The organism is Candidatus Villigracilis affinis, assembly GCF_016705895.1.
Classification (GTDB): domain Bacteria; phylum Chloroflexota; class Anaerolineae; order Anaerolineales; family Villigracilaceae; genus Villigracilis; species Villigracilis affinis.
Genome location: NZ_JADJKT010000039.1, coordinates 253,781 through 271,096 on the forward strand (window position 1 = coordinate 253,781; position 17,316 = coordinate 271,096).

At 51.5% G+C, this 17,316-nt stretch carries 19 protein-coding genes, 1 other RNA gene, 1 pseudogene and 1 riboswitch; of the genes and pseudogenes, 19 read left to right on the forward strand and 2 right to left on the reverse strand.

Annotation, left to right across the window (positions count from 1 at the left end):
- Positions 1–48 precede the first annotated feature (48 nt).
- Positions 49–801, reverse strand: a complete 753-nt coding sequence (locus IPI86_RS22510; RefSeq protein ID WP_345300272.1) for a hypothetical protein — start codon at positions 799–801, stop codon at positions 49–51.
- 222 nt (positions 802–1,023) lie between these two features.
- Here IPI86_RS22510 and IPI86_RS22515 point away from each other — a divergent pair, with 222 nt between their 5' ends.
- From IPI86_RS22515 to IPI86_RS22570, 12 genes are all read left to right on the forward strand, one after another.
- Positions 1,024–1,467: a response regulator gene (locus IPI86_RS22515; RefSeq protein ID WP_345300273.1), complete on the forward strand. Its 444-nt coding sequence runs from the start codon at positions 1,024–1,026 to the stop codon at positions 1,465–1,467.
- Positions 1,468–1,498: 31 nt separating this feature from the next.
- Complete coding sequence (locus IPI86_RS22520; RefSeq protein ID WP_345300274.1) at positions 1,499–2,878, forward strand: HD domain-containing phosphohydrolase; 1,380 nt, start codon at positions 1,499–1,501, stop codon at positions 2,876–2,878.
- A 69-nt stretch (positions 2,879–2,947) separates the two neighbouring features.
- An RNA gene (gene ffs / locus IPI86_RS22525) (signal recognition particle sRNA small type) lies at positions 2,948–3,046 on the forward strand.
- Positions 3,047–3,076: 30 nt separating this feature from the next.
- A complete protein-coding gene (locus IPI86_RS22530; protein WP_345300275.1) occupies positions 3,077–3,436 on the forward strand; it encodes a hypothetical protein in 360 nt (119 codons plus the stop codon).
- Positions 3,433–4,329, forward strand: coding sequence for a hypothetical protein (locus IPI86_RS22535; protein WP_345300276.1), 897 nt, complete (start codon positions 3,433–3,435; stop codon positions 4,327–4,329). The genes IPI86_RS22530 and IPI86_RS22535 overlap by 4 nt, the downstream gene beginning before the upstream one ends.
- A 72-nt stretch (positions 4,330–4,401) precedes the next feature.
- A complete protein-coding gene (locus IPI86_RS22540) occupies positions 4,402–4,938 on the forward strand; it encodes a hypothetical protein (protein WP_345300277.1) in 537 nt (178 codons plus the stop codon).
- Between the two features lie 107 nt (positions 4,939–5,045).
- A riboswitch (glycine riboswitch) is annotated at positions 5,046–5,150 on the forward strand.
- A gap of 235 nt (positions 5,151–5,385) precedes the next feature.
- On the forward strand, positions 5,386–5,763 hold the full coding sequence (gene gcvH, locus IPI86_RS22545) for a glycine cleavage system protein GcvH (protein WP_345300278.1): 378 nt from the start codon (positions 5,386–5,388) through the stop codon (positions 5,761–5,763).
- Positions 5,764–5,831: 68 nt separating this feature from the next.
- On the forward strand, positions 5,832–7,181 hold the full coding sequence (gene gcvPA, locus IPI86_RS22550) for an aminomethyl-transferring glycine dehydrogenase subunit GcvPA (RefSeq protein ID WP_345300279.1): 1,350 nt from the start codon (positions 5,832–5,834) through the stop codon (positions 7,179–7,181).
- Positions 7,181–8,668, forward strand: coding sequence for an aminomethyl-transferring glycine dehydrogenase subunit GcvPB (gcvPB, locus tag IPI86_RS22555; RefSeq protein WP_345300280.1), 1,488 nt, complete (start codon positions 7,181–7,183; stop codon positions 8,666–8,668). The genes gcvPA and gcvPB overlap by 1 nt, the downstream gene beginning before the upstream one ends.
- Positions 8,669–8,897: 229 nt before the next feature.
- Complete coding sequence (locus tag IPI86_RS22560; RefSeq protein WP_345300281.1) at positions 8,898–9,701, forward strand: class I SAM-dependent methyltransferase; 804 nt, start codon at positions 8,898–8,900, stop codon at positions 9,699–9,701.
- A gap of 98 nt (positions 9,702–9,799) precedes the next feature.
- Positions 9,800–10,675 (forward strand): VIT1/CCC1 transporter family protein, encoded by an 876-nt coding sequence (locus tag IPI86_RS22565; RefSeq protein ID WP_345300282.1) that lies wholly within the window; start codon positions 9,800–9,802, stop codon positions 10,673–10,675.
- A gap of 48 nt (positions 10,676–10,723) precedes the next feature.
- The gene (locus IPI86_RS22570) at positions 10,724–11,878 is read left to right on the forward strand and encodes a DUF1786 domain-containing protein (RefSeq protein WP_345300283.1); all 1,155 of its coding nucleotides are present in this window, start codon (positions 10,724–10,726) and stop codon (positions 11,876–11,878) included.
- Between the two features lie 47 nt (positions 11,879–11,925).
- Here the strand turns inward: IPI86_RS22570 and IPI86_RS22575 are convergent, their stop codons facing one another.
- Positions 11,926–13,740 carry a hypothetical protein gene (locus IPI86_RS22575; RefSeq protein WP_345300284.1) on the reverse strand — a complete coding sequence of 605 codons (1,815 nt, stop codon included), beginning with the start codon at positions 13,738–13,740 and terminating at the stop codon, positions 11,926–11,928.
- 173 nt (positions 13,741–13,913) lie between these two features.
- Between IPI86_RS22575 and IPI86_RS22580 the strand changes: the two genes are divergently transcribed.
- The 7 genes and pseudogenes from IPI86_RS22580 to IPI86_RS22610 form a co-directional block, all read left to right on the forward strand.
- Positions 13,914–14,210, forward strand: a complete 297-nt coding sequence (locus tag IPI86_RS22580; protein ID WP_345300285.1) for a hypothetical protein — start codon at positions 13,914–13,916, stop codon at positions 14,208–14,210.
- A gap of 56 nt (positions 14,211–14,266) precedes the next feature.
- A pseudogene (locus tag IPI86_RS22585) lies at positions 14,267–14,686 on the forward strand (VOC family protein).
- A gap of 178 nt (positions 14,687–14,864) precedes the next feature.
- Positions 14,865–15,479 (forward strand): hypothetical protein, encoded by a 615-nt coding sequence (locus tag IPI86_RS22590; protein ID WP_345300286.1) that lies wholly within the window; start codon positions 14,865–14,867, stop codon positions 15,477–15,479.
- A gap of 86 nt (positions 15,480–15,565) precedes the next feature.
- Positions 15,566–16,111, forward strand: coding sequence for a hypothetical protein (locus IPI86_RS22595; protein WP_345300287.1), 546 nt, complete (start codon positions 15,566–15,568; stop codon positions 16,109–16,111).
- Positions 16,105–16,371 carry a hypothetical protein gene (locus IPI86_RS22600; protein WP_345300288.1) on the forward strand — a complete coding sequence of 89 codons (267 nt, stop codon included), beginning with the start codon at positions 16,105–16,107 and terminating at the stop codon, positions 16,369–16,371. The genes IPI86_RS22595 and IPI86_RS22600 overlap by 7 nt, the downstream gene beginning before the upstream one ends.
- 30 nt (positions 16,372–16,401) lie before the next feature.
- On the forward strand, positions 16,402–16,701 hold the full coding sequence (locus IPI86_RS22605) for an SIS domain-containing protein (RefSeq protein ID WP_345300289.1): 300 nt from the start codon (positions 16,402–16,404) through the stop codon (positions 16,699–16,701).
- A gap of 167 nt (positions 16,702–16,868) precedes the next feature.
- A partial coding sequence (locus IPI86_RS22610) for an SIS domain-containing protein (protein WP_345300290.1) occupies positions 16,869–17,316 on the forward strand: 448 nt, incomplete at its 3' end.

Here is a 17,316-nt window from a genome sequence, read left to right on the forward strand (position 1 = left end):
CGGCCAAAATAATGGCTGACTGTTTTTATTTTGCATCGTATGATCTGGTTACTTTTTACGGCCAAACAACGCCGCCAATATTCCGATCACCAGCACGAGCGGCGAACACAGCATGAATGCAACACCCATTACCAGATAGCTGGATGCAAGATTGCGCTGATATTCTTCAAATGAAACTCGATCCCCTCCAAAGACCTGATTCGGGATCACCCCGCCCACCGACGCCTTCTTTCCCAGGATGGTTATCAAATCTCCACTGGCAAAGCCGCGATAAAGCGAAGCGCCATCATGCAATGGCTGACCCTCATAGTCCGCCTGCAATATGCCGTTTCCATCAACAACCTTCTCATGTAAAGACCCGCTCAAGCTGGCACTGTTCGAAGCTCTAATCAAAACGGGAGCACCGTTCATCTCAAGGGTCAATTCAGGAAAGACCGTTTGCACACGAGACCATGACCCCGAAGGCGTATTGTCATTGCCGTTATCGTCCTGGGTTACGGTCACCTTCCATGTGTCTTCCGTATATGCAATGAATTCAGGCAGAGACGGAGTCGGAGCACCTCCGATCAAGTAACCAGTGATGAGGATGTCGCCGCCCGCTGCAATTGATTCGACAGACTGCGCCGTCATCATCGGCATTCGCGAAACCTTATACGCCAGGATCGCCTGATTTGGCGCCAAAACAAAGGTCATTACCGCTCCGCAGGCAAAAACGGAGATAGCCGCTGTGAAAGATCCCAGCACAGCCTTGAAACGGTTGCGCAATTGTGCAAACAGATTAAATCCAGACAAATTATTCATTGGTATTAGCTCCGGTATCTTCGCTAAATTAATGGAATGATTTTAACGCCCAACATACTGCTTTTTACTTTTTTCTGAATATGAAAAACTGTCGCGCCTCCCATTCTAGTGAAACATGGAAGCTATCGAGAAATTAAAAACCAGTCTTTTCACCCATTGGAAAAAAGTACCATACCAATTTAGGTCAAATCGTTTACAATTGGGAAATATATGGAGAGAAAAGTGAATGGCGAACCTGTACTGGTGATGTTGGTCGAAGACAATATAGATCATGCTGAACTGGTGATCAGGACCCTGGAAGATCACCGCATTGCTAACAAGATCAAACACTTTATGGACGGGCAGACCGCTCTTGATTATCTTTTCAGGCGTGGTGAATATGAAGACCCCAAAACCAGCCCCCGCCCACACATGATCCTTCTCGACCTGCGCCTGCCAAGGGTCGACGGACTTGAGGTTCTCCACCAGATCAAAGAACGTGATGAGTTAAAGAACGTACCCGTTATCATCCTTACTACATCAGAAGCCGAAAAAGACGTTGCCCGCGCTTATGACAATCATGTCAATAGTTATCTGGTAAAACCAGTGGGGTTTGATGAATTCAGCAAGCTCATGAACGATCTCGGTTTTTACTGGCTGGGCTGGAATACACACCCTCGTATTTAGTTTAAGGCACCCAATTTCGAAAGCATAATATATGGATGACAGGATCAACATCCTTTTAATCGAAGACGAAGACCCACACGCAGAACTTATCCAGCGCGCCTTCGAAGACCAGGATGCTCGTTTTAAAATATTTCGCGTACGCTCGCTCACAGAGGCACGCACACAAATGGTGGAACGGGAACCCACCCTCATCATTGCAGATTGGCGTTTACCTGATGGTGAGAGTATGGAATTACTTCCCGACCATCACGACCCTTTATCCACCCCCATCATTCTCATGACAAGTTACGGCAATGAGCGCATTGCGGTTGAGGCGCTTAAATCCGGTGCGTTGGACTATGTTGTCAAATCACCAGAATCCATGCTGGATATGCCCCATCTCGCTGAGCGTGCCATCGAACAATGGGCTGCGCGCGCCGAACGTGCCAAAATGCAAAAGGCCTTGCTCGAGAGTGAGGCGCAATTCCGCCTGCTGGCCGAAAACGCCAGTGACATGATCTCACGCCTCACTACCGAAGGACGCGTGATTTACGTTTCCCCCGCCTGCGAAACCATTCTCGGATACACACCCGAGGAAATGGTCGGCACCAGTTCCTTCGATATCGTCCATGAAGATGACCGCGCCTTTGTAAAGAACCTGTTCAGGGGAAATCGTTACGACGCAACGTATACGGTCTCGTATCAGGCATTACACAAAAATGGACACTACGTCTGGTTGGAATCTTCAGCCAAAGCTATTCTCGACCGCAAGACCAATTCCATCAGCGAAATACAGATCGCATCCCGCGATATCACCGAGCGCAAGAAATCTGAAAAAGCACTGCAAGTCGCACATGACGGCCTTCAGGAAGCCTATCAAAGAACCATCGAAGGTTGGGTCCGTGCGCTGGACCTGCGTGATCGCGAGACAGAAGGCCATACTCAACGCGTCACCGAGCTGACCATAAAAGTTGCCAGAAAGCTCGGCTTCTCGGAAGAGGAACTTACCCACATTCGCCGCGGCGCATTGCTGCACGATATGGGAAAAATGGCCATCCCAGATGAGATCCTGCAAAAGCCCGGACCCTTGAACGAAACCGAATGGGAAAAGATGCGCCGTCATCCCATATATGCCTACGAAATGCTCTCCCCGATCTCCTATCTCCACCCCGCGCTTGAGATTCCACTTTGCCATCATGAGCGCTGGGATGGCAGCGGCTACCCACGTGGGCTGAAAGGCGAAGATATTCCACTCGTCGCACGCTTCTTCGCAATTGTCGATGTTTGGGATGCTCTTTGCAGCGACCGCCCATATCGTAAAAAAATGCCGCAACAGGAAGTGGTCAATTATTTGCGTGAAAAATCAGGTATCCTTTTCGACCCCAAACTGGTGGATGTGTTCCTTTCAGTGGTGGAGTCTGAAAAAAAATAGCAATTTCGACCATCCTCTGAAAGCTCATGTTGACATGCCCCTGTACATCGGGTATCCTTGCCCCCGTCCGGGCAGGCCCGGCGCGGCGAAGCCTTTCGAATCCCGCCAGGATCGAAAGATAGCAACGGTAAGGAAGAGTCTTCGGGTGCCGCCGGTAGCCTGCCCGGATATTTTATTCCCATCATTTTCAATTCACTTATGAAATCATCGAACTGGATCACGATCATCGCCGCTATCATCATCGGCATTGGCATCGGGCTGACCTATGGCTGGGTGATTAACCCGGTCGTGTACACCGATGTCACCCCCGATGCTCTGCGCGCAGATTACCGCGCCGATTATGTGCTCATGGTCGCCGAAGCCTATCAGGGGGAACAGGACTCCGAAACCGCCGCCCGCCGCATCGCCATGATCGGAAGCGAGTCCCCAGACCTGATCGTCACATCCTCTTTGGATTACGCCATCGCGAACAACTTCAGCCAAAACGAGATCCTGCTCCTGCAAGGATTACTCACCGCCATGCAGACGTATCAACCGCAGCCGGTCAACGCCCCATGAGATCATCCAACCGCAACATCATCTTGTATATCGTCCTCGCGCTTCTTACTGGACTTGGGCTTGGTCTGGCGTACTCGTGGCTTCTCTCCCCCGTAACATACGTGGACGCAAACCCCGCCATGCTGCGCACCGATTTCAAAGATCAATATCGCATCGTGGTCGCCGCCTCCTACGCATCATCGCATGACCTCGCCCGCGCCCGCGCCCGCCTGCAATTGCTTGGCGATGTTGACCCAGTTGGTCAACTCAGCGCATTGGCGCAAAACATGGTGGCAGGCAACGCATCCCTCGAACAGGTGCAACCCATTGCTCAACTCGCCACCGACCTGCAGCAGGGATTTTCAAGCTCCCCGATCACAGACACGCCTTTTGTAGTGGTGGTCAACACCCCCACAGAAATCGATACGCCTTCTGCGGAAACATTCGCAACCGAAACCCAAACCATCCTCGAAGAAGACACTCCCATTCCAACCCTTGCATTTGACCAAACCCCGCTTGCGCCTGTGGTCACTTCCACATTTGCGCCGCGCCCCACCTTCACAGCAATCCCTGCCTCAGGCGTTCTGTTCAGCCTTGTTGGTCAAGATACAGTCTGCGACCCCGGCCTGCAACCCGGTTTACTGCAATTCATCATCATGGACTCCCGACGCAGACAAGTCGCAGGCATCGAGATCATCGTCTCATGGACTGAAAAGGAAGACCGCTTCTTCACCGGATTCAAACCCGAGCTTGGAGATGGATACGCTGATTTCGTCATGCAGCCCGATGTCATTTATAGTGTCCGCGTTGTAGAGGGTGGGGCCATTGTGCCCAACATCCTGGCCCCCACATGCACAGACCCGAATGGGGTAATTTACACTGGCGGATTATTGCTTACCTTTCAACAACCTTAATTCAAAGTAAGTATCTGCAACCAAACCCCTCTTCATTCGTTATATCTTACATAAAACAATTAAGGAGTACGAATGAATACATCATATCCAAATCAAAAACCAGGCTTGCTGATAGCTATTATATGGATGACACTCGTCAGCGGCATCATCAACCTCTTCTGGGGATTTGTAGCATCCGCCACAGCGCTTGGAACCATTATCGGGGTCATCTGTTTACCGATCACGATCCTGCCGACCATTCTTGGTATTTTCGAGATCATTTACGCGGCGAAACTCTTAAGCACACAACCTGAACCGATAAAACCATCACAATCGATTGCCGTCTTTCAAATCCTCACGGCCTTTTTGGGAAATGCATTTTCCATGGTGGTTGGCATCCTCGCCCTCATCTTTTACAACGACAAAAGTGTGCGGGACTATTTTTCAAAATTGAACGGAGTGCAGATCACTACCCCAGATCCTATGCCCACTCCTCCTGCCAACATTGACCCTGAACCCTTGCCCGAGATTTCGCCAGCCGAACCCACCGTCTCTGAGATTCCCGCTCTCGAAACCGAAGCAGTTCCACCCGTCAAACCGAAACGCACGCGCAAAGTCGCGGGAAAGTAATCCTCAACAAGCCGCCTTTTCAAAAAGGCGGCTTTATTTATCCAAATTCGTGATGTTCTACACCTTGACTAGCATTCCCCTCGCTCATAAAATGGAAGCATAATTCAACGGACGGTTGGGAAGAGACTCAGTAATAAGAGCGCCGAAGGTGCAAATCTGGCAAACAGGCGAAACCAGATGAAACTCTCAGGCAAAAGGACCCTGCTTCCGATGCAACTCTGGAAAGTCTCATGCAAGAACGAGACACCGACGGTGTAAAGTTAGGTAGTCTACCAGTCAATAGTCTACTAGTCTGTTAGTCATTGTGGCTAAGCGACTACAAGACCAGCGACTAACAAACTAGCCGACTAATCTCTCAGGTTCCATTACAGAGGACGCGCGATTGTAGAATCGTGCGTCCTTTTTTGATTCGCCAATAACTCACAAAAGACAAAGGAGAAACAGACAATGAACGTCCCATCTAATTTAAAGTACACCAAGTCCGATGAATGGTTCGACCCCGCCAACGGCGCAGCAGGCATCACCGATTACGCCCAGAACCAGCTTTCCGATATTGTCTTCGTTGAACTGCTTGTAGATGAAGGCGAAACCGTGGAAGTGGGTAAACCCATTGCCTCCGTTGAATCTGTGAAAGCCTCTGCTGAAATTTACGCCCCCGCTTCAGGCACCGTCAGCGCCGTCAACAAGGGACTCGCCGACAAGCCCGAAACCCTCAACTCTGACCCGTTCGGCGAAGGCTGGATGATCAAGATCGCTGGCGGCAACGCCGGTGAGGTGATGGATGCCGATGCTTACACCGCTTACTGTGATGGCCGCGCTCATTAACCAGTAATCAGTAAATAGTGTCAGAATAACTGGCAGATGATTACTGATAACTGAACACCAGAGGTAACATGACCTACATCCCAATTTCCCCCAAAGAAAGGGATGCGATGCTCCAAACGGTCGGCGTCAAATCATTGGATGATCTGTTCGACGCCATCCCAAAGAACCATCGCTTTCCCGAATTAGACCTGCCCCCCGCGCTCACTGAAATGGAAGCCGCCACGCTGCTCAGCGAAATGGCGCAAACCAATGAAAATGTCCGCGAGCACATGATTTCCTTCCTCGGCGCCGGCGCATACAACCACTACGTTCCTTCGGTAGTCGATCACATGCTTCGCCGCGGAGAATTTTTCACAGCCTACACCCCATATCAGCCTGAAATTTCACAGGGCACCCTGCAAGCCATCTTCGAATATCAATCGCTGATGACCAATCTCACCGGCATGGAAGTCTCAAACGCTTCCCATTACGATGGTGCCACCGCCACTGCTGAAGCAGTAAATTTGGCTTATGCCCAATTCCGCGGCAAGCGCAAGAAGATCGTCATGTCTCCCACCGTGCATCCGCAGTACCGCGAAGTCATTCGCACGTACTCACAAGGCATGGGATTGGAAGAAGCCGGGGACGACGTATCAGCCGACCTCGAAGCAGGACCCGAAGAATTGATGTCGCTCGTCGATGACAAGACCATGATCGTCGTCGTGCAATATCCCGATTTCTTCGGCCGCATCCACGATTACACAAAACTGATCGAAGACGCGCACGCAAAAGGCGCGCTCGTTTGCATCGTTGCGAATCCCACCGCGCTGCTCATGCTCAAGACTCCCGCCGAAATGGGCGCGGATATTGTTGTCGGTGAAGCGCAGCCGTTCGGCATTCCGCTTTGGTATGGCGGACCCTATCTCGGTTTCTTCACCACCAAGAAATCCTACGTTCACAAAATGGCTGGCCGCCTGATCGGCGAAACCGTGGACGCCCGCGGGCAGCGCTCTTACGTGCTCACCCTCACCGCGCGCGAACAACACATCAAACGCGAACGCGCCACTTCCAACATCTGCACCAATCAAGGTCTGCTCGCGCTTGCAGCTGCCGTTTATATGTCATCGCTTGGCAAGACCGGCTTGCAGCAGGTTGCAAATCTTTGTTATCAAAAAGCGCATTACGCCGCGAGTGAACTTAGCAAGATCGACGGCTTCGGGTTGTGCTTCACAGAACCGTTCTTCCATGAGTTTGTTCTATGCTGTCCGAAACCCGCCAGCGAAGTCAACGAATATTTGCTCGATAACGGCATCTTCGGCGGCTACGACCTCGGCAAGGATTATCCTTCGCTCAAGAATCATCTGTTGGTTGCCGTTACCGAAATGAACAGCAAACAGGAAATCGACACCCTCGTGGAAGTTTTAAAGGAGATGGAATAATGGCTACCATCGTTGAACCCACCATCTTTGAACTTTCCTCCCCGGGACGACTCGGCGTGACCATGCCCGCCTCAGACGTACCCGAAACTGCCCTGCCTCCCAAGAATTTGCTGCGCTCTGACCTGCCCCTGCCCGAGCTCGCCGAAGTGGACGTTGTCCGTCATTACACAAAACTCAGCAAATTCAACTACAGCGTGGACGATGGCTTCTATCCTTTGGGTTCCTGCACCATGAAATACAACCCGAAGATCAATGAAGACACCTGCCGCCTGCCTGGCTTCCTGTACACTCACCCACTGCAGCCCATCGAAACCGTGCAAGGCAACCTTGCGTTGATGTTCGAAATGCAGGAATGGCTCAAAGAGATCAGCGGCTTTGCGGGTGTAACCCTTCAACCTGCCGCAGGCGCGCACGGAGAATTCACCGGCGTGCTGATGATGGCCGCTTATCACAAGGCGCGCAACGATACCAAGCGCACCAAGATGCTCATCCCCGATGCCGCGCATGGCACGAACCCCGCCTCGGTCGGCATGTTGGGCATGAGCGTGGTCACCATCCCATCCGATTCACGCGGCAATGTGGATCTCAAAGCCCTCGAAGCCGCCTGCGATGATACCGTCGTCGGTATGATGCTCACCAACCCCAACACCCTCGGCATGTTCGATGAGAACATCGAAAAGGTCGTGAATATGGTGAAGGATTGTGGCGGCCTGATGTACGGCGATGGCGCGAACCTGAACGCCCTGCTCGGCATCGTCCGCCCTGGTGACCTCGGCTTCGACGTAATGCACTTCAACCTGCACAAGACCTTCTCCGTGCCGCACGGCGGCGGTGGACCAGGATCAGGCCCGGTCGGAGTCAGCCAGCGTCTTGTCGATTATCTGCCTTCTCCGCTCGTCGGGATCATCGAAGAAGGCGATGACGACCTCGAACCGCTTTACGGTTTCGTCACCCCCAAGCACAGCATCGGACGCATGAAAGCCTTCCACGGTCACTTTGGCGGCGGCCTTGTCCGTGCTTACACGTACATCTCCATGCACGGCCCTGACGGATTGAAAGCGATCTCGCAATTTGCCGTGCTCAACGCCAACTATTTGCAGGCACGTCTGCGAAGCACTTACAAGATTCCTTATGACCGCATCTGCATGCATGAGTTCGTCATGGAAGGTCAATTCGAAGGCAGTGACGTCCGCGCGCTGGATATCTCCAAGCGTCTGATGGATTACAAATTCCACCCGCCGACAAATTACTTCCCGCTCATCGTCCACGAAGCGTTGATGATCGAGCCGACCGAAACTGAAAACAAGGACACCCTCGACCGCTTTGCCGATGCGCTCATTGCCATTGCAGAGGAAGCCAAGAGCCAGCCCGATCTGCTCCACAACGCACCACACAGCACCCCATTTGGAAGAATGGATGAGGTCAAAGCCGCAAGAGAGTTGGTCCTCTGCTGCTGGCTGCCTGAAAACTATGAAACACTGAAATAGAAAGTGACAAAAAAGCCTCGAAGAGAAAATCTTCGAGGCTTTTTTGTGCCATTAATTTCCAGCATCATACCGAGATAATATGGCTTGTTGAATAATTCACAGAGAGCTTTCGCTTTTAAAAACAGAGCCAAGCCCGGCAACTTTACAGGGTTATAATAGCAGCGACTGCACACAAAAGAACATCCAGCATTTTGCTGGATGTTCTTTATAACCAATTCAAGGAGGAGCAATGCTCAACAAGCTATTATTTCACCGTTTCCCCAACATCAAAAGTTGGCTCACGCGCATACAGTACGAATTGATCTCCACCTTTGACAGGGACAAAAATGCGATCTTCATGAACTTTGGCTACACCGCCCATCATCAGGGACATGAACCCATTCCCCTTGCAAAAGAGGAGGAAATCCATCGCTACCCGTTACAGCTCTATCATCACGTGGCAAGACACATTGACTGGAAAAATACCGATGCGCTCGAGGTCAGCTCCGGGCGGGGCGGAGGCGCGAGTTTCATCATGCGTTACTTCAAGCCACGCTCCTACACCGGGGTGGATTTTTCCACACGTGCCGTCGAATTCTGCCGCAGCCATTACAAAATGGACGGCCTCAAATTCCATCACGGAAACGCTGAAGCCCTCACCTTCCCCGATAATTCCTTCGATGTAGTTGTCAACGTGGAAGCGTCGCTCTATTATCCGAACATCACAAGATTTTATGAACACGTCAAACGCGTGCTCAAACCCAATGGATATTTTCTCTACACTGACCTGCGTTACGAGGAAAAAGTTTCGATCTGGCATGCGCAATTGAAAAACATGGGAATGAAACTCATCAAAGAGGAAGACATCACCGACAACGTGTTGAAAGCCATGGAACTGGACCGCGAGCGCCGCGTTGCACTGGTGGATAAATATGTCCCTGCCATCTTACGCAAACAGTTCTATCACTTTGCGGGGGTTTCTCCGAATCAGACGGACACCCTGCCTCACCTGGATAATCGCCGATACTGGTATTTTGTCCTGCAAAAGGCATAACGAAAATCACGAATAAAAGGATGCGCTGTTTGGCGCATCCTTTTTGATTTATTAAATCGCTTACAATTGCCAATGACATTTTTCACAAGGAGTTCATCATGCAACAACTAAGCGAAGACATTCGCAAGAAAATCATTCTCTTTCAAAAGACAGAGATCACCGAATATCATATCTATAAGCGTCTGGCAAAGCGGATCAAATCCGTGGAGAACGCGAAGATCCTCGACCAGATCGCTGAAGACGAATTGCGACACTACAACGGCTGGAAGGAATACACCAACGAAGAAGTTCAGCCGCGCTGGTTCTTTGTCTGGTTTTATTATCTTGTCAGCATGCTGTTCGGTTTCACCTTTGGCGTCAAACTCATGGAAATGGGCGAAGAAAAGGCGCAGGTCAATTATGAAGCCGTTTCCAAGGTCATTCCGAAAGCCATTGAATATCAGGATGAAGAAGACAAGCACGAACATCAACTCATCGAAATGCTGGATGAAGAACGACTGCAATATGCGGGATCGGTGGTACTTGGTTTGAACGACGCACTCGTGGAACTGACAGGCGCTCTGGCCGGGCTGACACTTGCCCTGCAAGACGTGAAATTGATCGCCCTTTCAGGACTCATCACAGGCATCGCCGCCTCGCTCTCGATGGCTGCAAGCGAATATCTATCCACTCGTTCAGAAAAGACAAGCAAGCACCCAGTGCGCGCGGCGGTTTATACGGGCATTGCCTACATTATCACGGTGACCCTGCTCATCCTGCCGTATCTCCTTTTTGAAAATTACTATCTCGATCTGGTCATCGCGCTCACAACCGCCGTCGTGATCATCGCAGTGTTCAACTATTACATCTCGGTCGCCAAAGGCGAATCTTTCCGCGAGCGGTTTATGGAAATGGCAGGCCTGAGTTTGAGTGTGGCGGCTTTCTCATTTGTCATTGGCTACTTTATCCGCCAGTGGCTTGGGATTGAAATCTAGTTCTTACCTCACCCCTGCCCCTCTCCTAAAGGAGAGGGGGGAGTTGACATGAAAATCTTATCGGTAGACATCGGCACAGGCACACAGGATATTTTTCTTTACGATTCGAATCTCGACATCGAGAACGGATTCAAACTCGTTTTGCCATCCCCAACCATGATGGTTCATCGCCGTCTCAAGCAGGCGCTTCACACGCGGACCCCGATCCTGCTCAGCGGATACCAAATGGGGGGCGGCCCCTCGGCATGGGCCATCGAAGAAATGGCGCGCGCGGGCATCCCCGTGTACATGACGCCCTCCGCTGCGACGACATTGAATGATGAGTTGGATAAAGTTGAGGCATTGGGGATACGCATTATCTCCGACGATGAAATAAAAAAGATAAAAGATGTGGAGGAATTGGAATTAAGGGACTTCGATTTCAATTTGATCTCCAAGACTTTCAATGATTACGGTGTTTCACTGAAAGATCTAGGGGCAATCGCTGTGGCCGTATTTGATCATGGCAATGCACCCGCGGGGATTTCAGATCGGCAGTTTAGGTTTGATTATTTGGATGAAAGAATCAAAGCAAAGAATTCTCTTTCAGCCTTCGCTTATCTTTCCAATGACATTCCCAAAATCATGACCCGTCTGCAATCGGTGGCGGATTCGGCAAGTGGATTGCCCTGTCCGCTGGTGGTGATGGATACGGCTCCAGCCGCCGTGTTGGGTGCGGACTTTGACCCTGCCGTGGCGCAGCGTAAAGCCAAGATCGTTTGCAATGTGGGGAATTTCCACACGCTGGCGTTTCGTTTAGGCGAAAAAGGAATCGAAGGCGTTTTTGAGCATCACACAGGTGAAATTGACCTGCCGAAGCTCGAGTCACTTTTGCGTGCGTTGGCCGATGGTTCGCTCAAGCATGAAGATGTGTTCAATGACATGGGACATGGCGCGTTGATGTATTCAAACGAGAAGTTCGAGTTCGGAAAAGACGATTTCGATGTGGTGGTGACGGGGCCAAGGAGAAGCATGTTTGCCCTCTCCCAGAAGGAGAGGGAGAATCTCCGCCCATATTTTGCTGTGCCTTTTGGCGACATGATGATCGCAGGATGTTTTGGGTTGCTGGCGGCTACAGCGGAGATTCTGCCTGAGTTGGCCGAACCCGTTCTCGGGTCGTTGCGAAGCGGGCGCGGGCGGGGAGTGGCTCCGTGGGACGGATAATGTCAAAGGGTTGAGGATGTCTGCGGGGCAGACATCCTCAAAAAGAATCAGGGGCAGACAGAAGAGAGTTTGGAAAGTTCGTTGACCGCGCCATCGAAGGTGAATTCGCCGTTGTCGCTGAAGGCATAGTAGGTGGCGCCGTTGGGGAGCATGGCGATGCTGATGCCGCCGTAGCCCCACATGAACGGGACATAAAATTGGCAGGGGGAGCGATATTCTTTTGCCCAGAAGCTGTTGTTGTAAAGTTCGGAGCCTGTGCTCAGGCCATGGTCGGAGGGATCGCGCTGCATGGTGGCGGCGAGCAGGCTTGGATGTAGAATTTGCTGGCCGTTGATTTGGCCCGATTGCGTGTTGAGGAAAGCGGCGATCTTGGCGATATCATCTTGCGTGTAAAACATGCCATGACTGCCAAAGGCGCGACCAGTGGGGATGTTATCGGTTCGCAGGGACGAGAGTGCACCTGGGCTGAGATGCAACGGAATGAAGACGTCTTGCACGAGCATGTCGAAGAGGTCGGCGTCACTGCCTGTTTGTTGGCGCAGATATGCGGACATGGTCTGCGTGGCAACAAAGGTTGCCGTGGATTGATAGACCCATTGCTCGCCAGGTTTGCCGTTGGCGGGGAAGCTGAGAGCGTATTTCAATTTGTCTTCATAGGTTTCTGCGACGAGGAAATTGGTTGAGATGGGCGAGAAATCTTCATCGGTCATGTAGGTGGGGGCTTCATAACGGCCAGTGGCCATATCCAGCGTGTGTTCGAGGGTGACTGAATCCCAGTCGGCGGCTTCGGGGAGATACTCTTTGACGAGGATATCGCCGACGTTTTCATCGTACAGTTGACCGAGGCGCATGTACGCCATGCCTGCCAACACCGATTTGGCTGTGGAATAGGATGGCAGACGCATTTCGGAACAATAGGCATATTGTCCGTGGCGGGTGTTGCAGTTGGAGATATAGTTTACGCCGTTGTAGAACACGCCAAAGGTGGTGGTATGTTCGGGCATGGTCCCCGATGACATGAGGGCTTCATTGACCTTTGCGTTGGGGTAATCAGAAGCGAGTGCGCTGATGGGTTTGGTGGGCAATTGATTTTTGAGCCAGTCAAAATGTGCAGCGGTGACCGCTTCGGCATTTGCAACCTGTGACGGGGTGTAGGCGGCTTTGAGTTGTCCCCACATGTCAAACTTGAAATACATGCAGGTTTCCTGAGTCACCTGATAGCGGACATTTGAAATGGTCGTGTCGTTGAAAAGAAAGGTCATCACACCGTTGTGGACGCAATTCTGATTCCGCTCGATGAGTGCAAATGGAAAAGACGCCCGCGAAAAACCCTGGTCGCCTGATTCGTTCCATGCGCGGCCCGGGGCGACCATATAATTCCAGGTGGGTTGATTGGAATACACAAGGCTTTGGTCCACGGGGATCAAGTGGCTGCCGCTTTGAACGAATTCAAAACTCATCTCGGGCAGGTGCGTCCAGGTGGGGTCAGCGGAGTAGCCAAAGTCATCGCGCAAAGATTGGAAACCGCCTGCCTGCGATTCGTCGGTTAACTCAAGTTTGCCTTGAAAGGTGAATGCGGGCGGCGCGGCATCGGCAGGGATGGCGAAGGCGGAATCATCCACAGGGCTGGAGGATTCGCCCGACATCAGGTCATCAAAGGTGAGGAGTGTGCGGGTCGAATTGCCAGAACCAGTCAACGGGTCGAAGGGAGTCGGGGTGGCGGCGGGGATGTTTGGCTGTTGCACCACCGTCTCTTGTGTGGCAGAGGGCGGGTTGGCAGGGTCGGCACTTTCGCCGCCGCCTGTCAACAGGGAACAAGCCAGGCTGGGCAGAATCAAAAGCAGGAATAAATTCTTCTTCATTTGAGCCTCCAGTATTAAAGGGTATGCGCCTTTATAGCACAACACGGGCGGAGTATCATCCGCCATTGGTGGGAAAGGTGGTGGGGTTTGACAGCCCTTGCAAGCGGAGGTTTGCTACAATTCCTGTGATGAGTTTTATAACCATAGGTGAACGTAGATCAAGGAGACAGGACATGAAGACTTTCCGCATCATCAATTGGATATTTGTGGGATTGAGTCTGTGCTTTCTGTTGGCAATTCCCGTTCTTGGGTTGGGGTCTGCCGCCATAAACTGGAATGGAGTCTGCCACGGCTTTACAGACGGACAGGCTCCCTGCTCATGGTGGGAGTACACCCAGAATGAAATGTTTTGGGCTTCGTTCATTTTTCTCCCTTTGCTGGTGGTGACGTTGTTTACGTGGGGTCTTATGAATTTGATCCGCTGGGGAATGCGGGTATTTCGCAATACAAATTCGATTACATCAAAGTGAGGATTGTCCCATGGCGGGGCGGAAGCCGTGGAATATAATTACCAAAAAGGAGCGCCATGAATCAGCATCTGCACATTATCACTTTGGGTGTGAAGGATCTTGAAGCATCCAAAAAGTTCTATGCGGACACGTTGGGTTGGAAGATTTCGAATCCCCAGGAAGGCATCGCCTTCTTTCAGGCTGGCGGTGTAGTACTCGCGCTGTATCCGCGAGAGTCACTGGCAGAGGATGCGCTGGTTTCGCCAGAGGGAAGCGGATTTTCTGGGATCACCCTGGCATACAATGCGCAGTGAACGGAAGTGGATGAGATCATCCGTGATTTGAAGTCTAAAGGCGTGCAAATCGTGAAGGAGCCGACGAAGGCATTCTGGGGCGGATACAGTTCCTATTTTGCCGACCCCGATGATTTTCGCTGGGAAGTGGCGTATAACCCGTTCTTTGCGTTTGATGAGAATGGAAACCTGAAATTCGACTGATCGGTTCTACGAAAGAATCAAATCATATCGTTGTTCCGTCAGCAGCTGGCCAAAGGAAGTTGATTCCATTTCCTTGGTGGTTAAAAACCGAGGGCTATGCCGATATGCAGTTCGTGAGTTGCCCATAAACAGGATTTTGATAGCCCTCACGAAGATAATCCATCATAAGAGGCATCCAATGTTCAAATATATTACGCGGGCTGCCGCCATCATCTTTTTTCTACTTGGTTTTGCTGGAACCGTAGTTTTGATCTGGTTCGTCTATGTCGCCGCCCTGCGCCCGGCACTCGAAAAAAAGTGGGTTCAGATTCCCTCTCCAATTGAGCCGCTGACCACCTTGAAAGTGGGCGACGCCGGAGAAATCTTTGCAGAGGGTGAGGATGGCGGTTTGTATCAGTTTTCGATGTACCCGGAACTCGCGTGGATAAAAGTAAAGGAAACCGAAAACGTATATTCGGGGATCACGTGCAGACCCATCACAGACAGCACATACCAAAGCGAGCTGATGTCGAATAAGGTCAAGGCACAAGTTAGCGTGGATTGCAGTTTCGCCGAGCAGGCGCTCTACCTGGACATAGACCTGCTTGAGAATGGCGAGACCTGGTATTTCGAAAAATCGAGCAATTCCTATGTGGTGCTCGGGCTGGTCGTACTCCTGCCCATCGGCTTGATCATTGATGGCGTGTTTTATGCGATCGGTCTATCCTTCCTCGCGCTGGAAGTGATCATCACATCGTTGCGGAAGCAAAGCAAGCCGCCTGAAATGGAAAATCATCCCAAACATTTGGGATGATTTTTTCTTTAACTTTGGCAGCAGGGATTTGGCAATACCTGGGGATATAATGCCTTCATCAATTCTTTACCAAGGAGAAACATTCCATGTGTGGAATATTCGGTTATGTTAGCAACAAAGAAGAAGCGCTCGGACCAATCTTGATTGCAGCAGCAGAACGACTCACTTATCGTGGATATGACTCTGTCGGCGCGGCAACGATCAACAATGGAAAGATTGATTTACGCAAGGACACTGGCAAAGTGGATTCTGTCGCGGCGAAATATAACATCGCCGAAATGCGCGGACAGCGCGGGATTACACAGTTGCGTTGGGCGACGTTTGGCGAGCCTTCACAGGTTAATTCACAGCCGCATTTAGATCCGAATGGCGATATGGTCGGGGCGCACAATGGCAATGTTGTAAATAATGTGGAGCTGCGTTTGGAATTTATGGCGGAGGGAATGACTGTCCGTTCGCAGAATGATGGCGAGACATGCGTGCATGCGGTGGAGAGATATATCAGCCGCGGATATGAATTCATTGATGCAATTCGACTCGCGTATGGCGACCTCGAAGGCGATTATGCTTTTGTCATCGGGCGCGCGGATGACGATAAGTTGTACGCGTTCAAAAAGGTTCGGGCATGGTGATCGGCATCGGCGATGGCTTCACCTGTCTTTCGTCTGACTTGCCTTCGATATTGCCGCTCACCCGCGAAGTCATTCGTCCGCAGGATGGGGAGATCGTGACGCTGTGGGCAGACCGCGTGGGAAGTGCGCTCTGTCAAAGATGGAAAAATAATTCAACGAATGCCAGAAACAGTTACGGAGTCGATGGATGCGGTGCAGAAGGGCGGGTATCCGCATTTTATGTTGAAGGAAATCCACGAGCAGGCGCAAGTCGCCCGTGAGTTAATCCACTTATTGGATGGCAGCCCGATGTGCAGCCGTTGGTCGAGAAGATGAAGAACGCGCGTCATCTGTATTTGATCGGATGCGGCACGAGTTATCACGCGGCGGCGATAAACTCAGTGTACATCGCGCAGCTGGCGGGGCTGACCGCCATCCCCGTGCTTGCGCCGCAGTTCATCGCGCAATACGCGCCCGCGGTGGGATATGAAGACGTGGGGATTTTCGTCAGTCAATCGGGCGAAACCAAGGATGTGCTCAATGCGTTGGAGCCGCCGAGAAGCGCGGCATGGCTTGTTTTGGATTGGCGAACGTGGTGGGCTCGACGTTGACGAAGGCGACTTCGTTCTGCCTACCCCTTGTGCTGCGGATACGAAATCAGCGTGCGCCACGAAGACATTTACCAACCAGGTCGTGACGTTCCTGTATCGGCGTATCGACTCGCGGGCAAAGACACGGAGCGAACTTTTGCGGATCCCTGAATTGATGGAGCAGACGATTGAGATGGTCGGACCGCAGATCAAGCGATTGCAAAGACATCAACGAATGGAACGATATGTACTGTCTCGGCTACGGCGCGACCTATCCGATCGCTTTGGAAGGTGCATTGAAATTAAAAAGAAATTCACGTATGCCCATTGCGAAGGGATGCTCTCTAACTGAATTCAAACATGGCCCACTCTCTGCGGTGAGCAAGGGATTACCAATTGTGTTTGTGGCAGGACCGAACGATGTGCCGCTCATCATCAGCGGGATCAACGAAGTGAAAGTCCGCGGCGCACGCACGATCACCATCGGCGAAGAGGACTCCCGCCTGCGTGCCAACGGCGATGATTTGGTGGTAATTCCAAAGTCTGATGCGCAGATCAGCGCGTTGCTGGGAGTCCTGCCGTTGCAGTTGCTTTCGTATCACATGAGTGTGTTGCGCGGGTTTGATCCTGATTTCC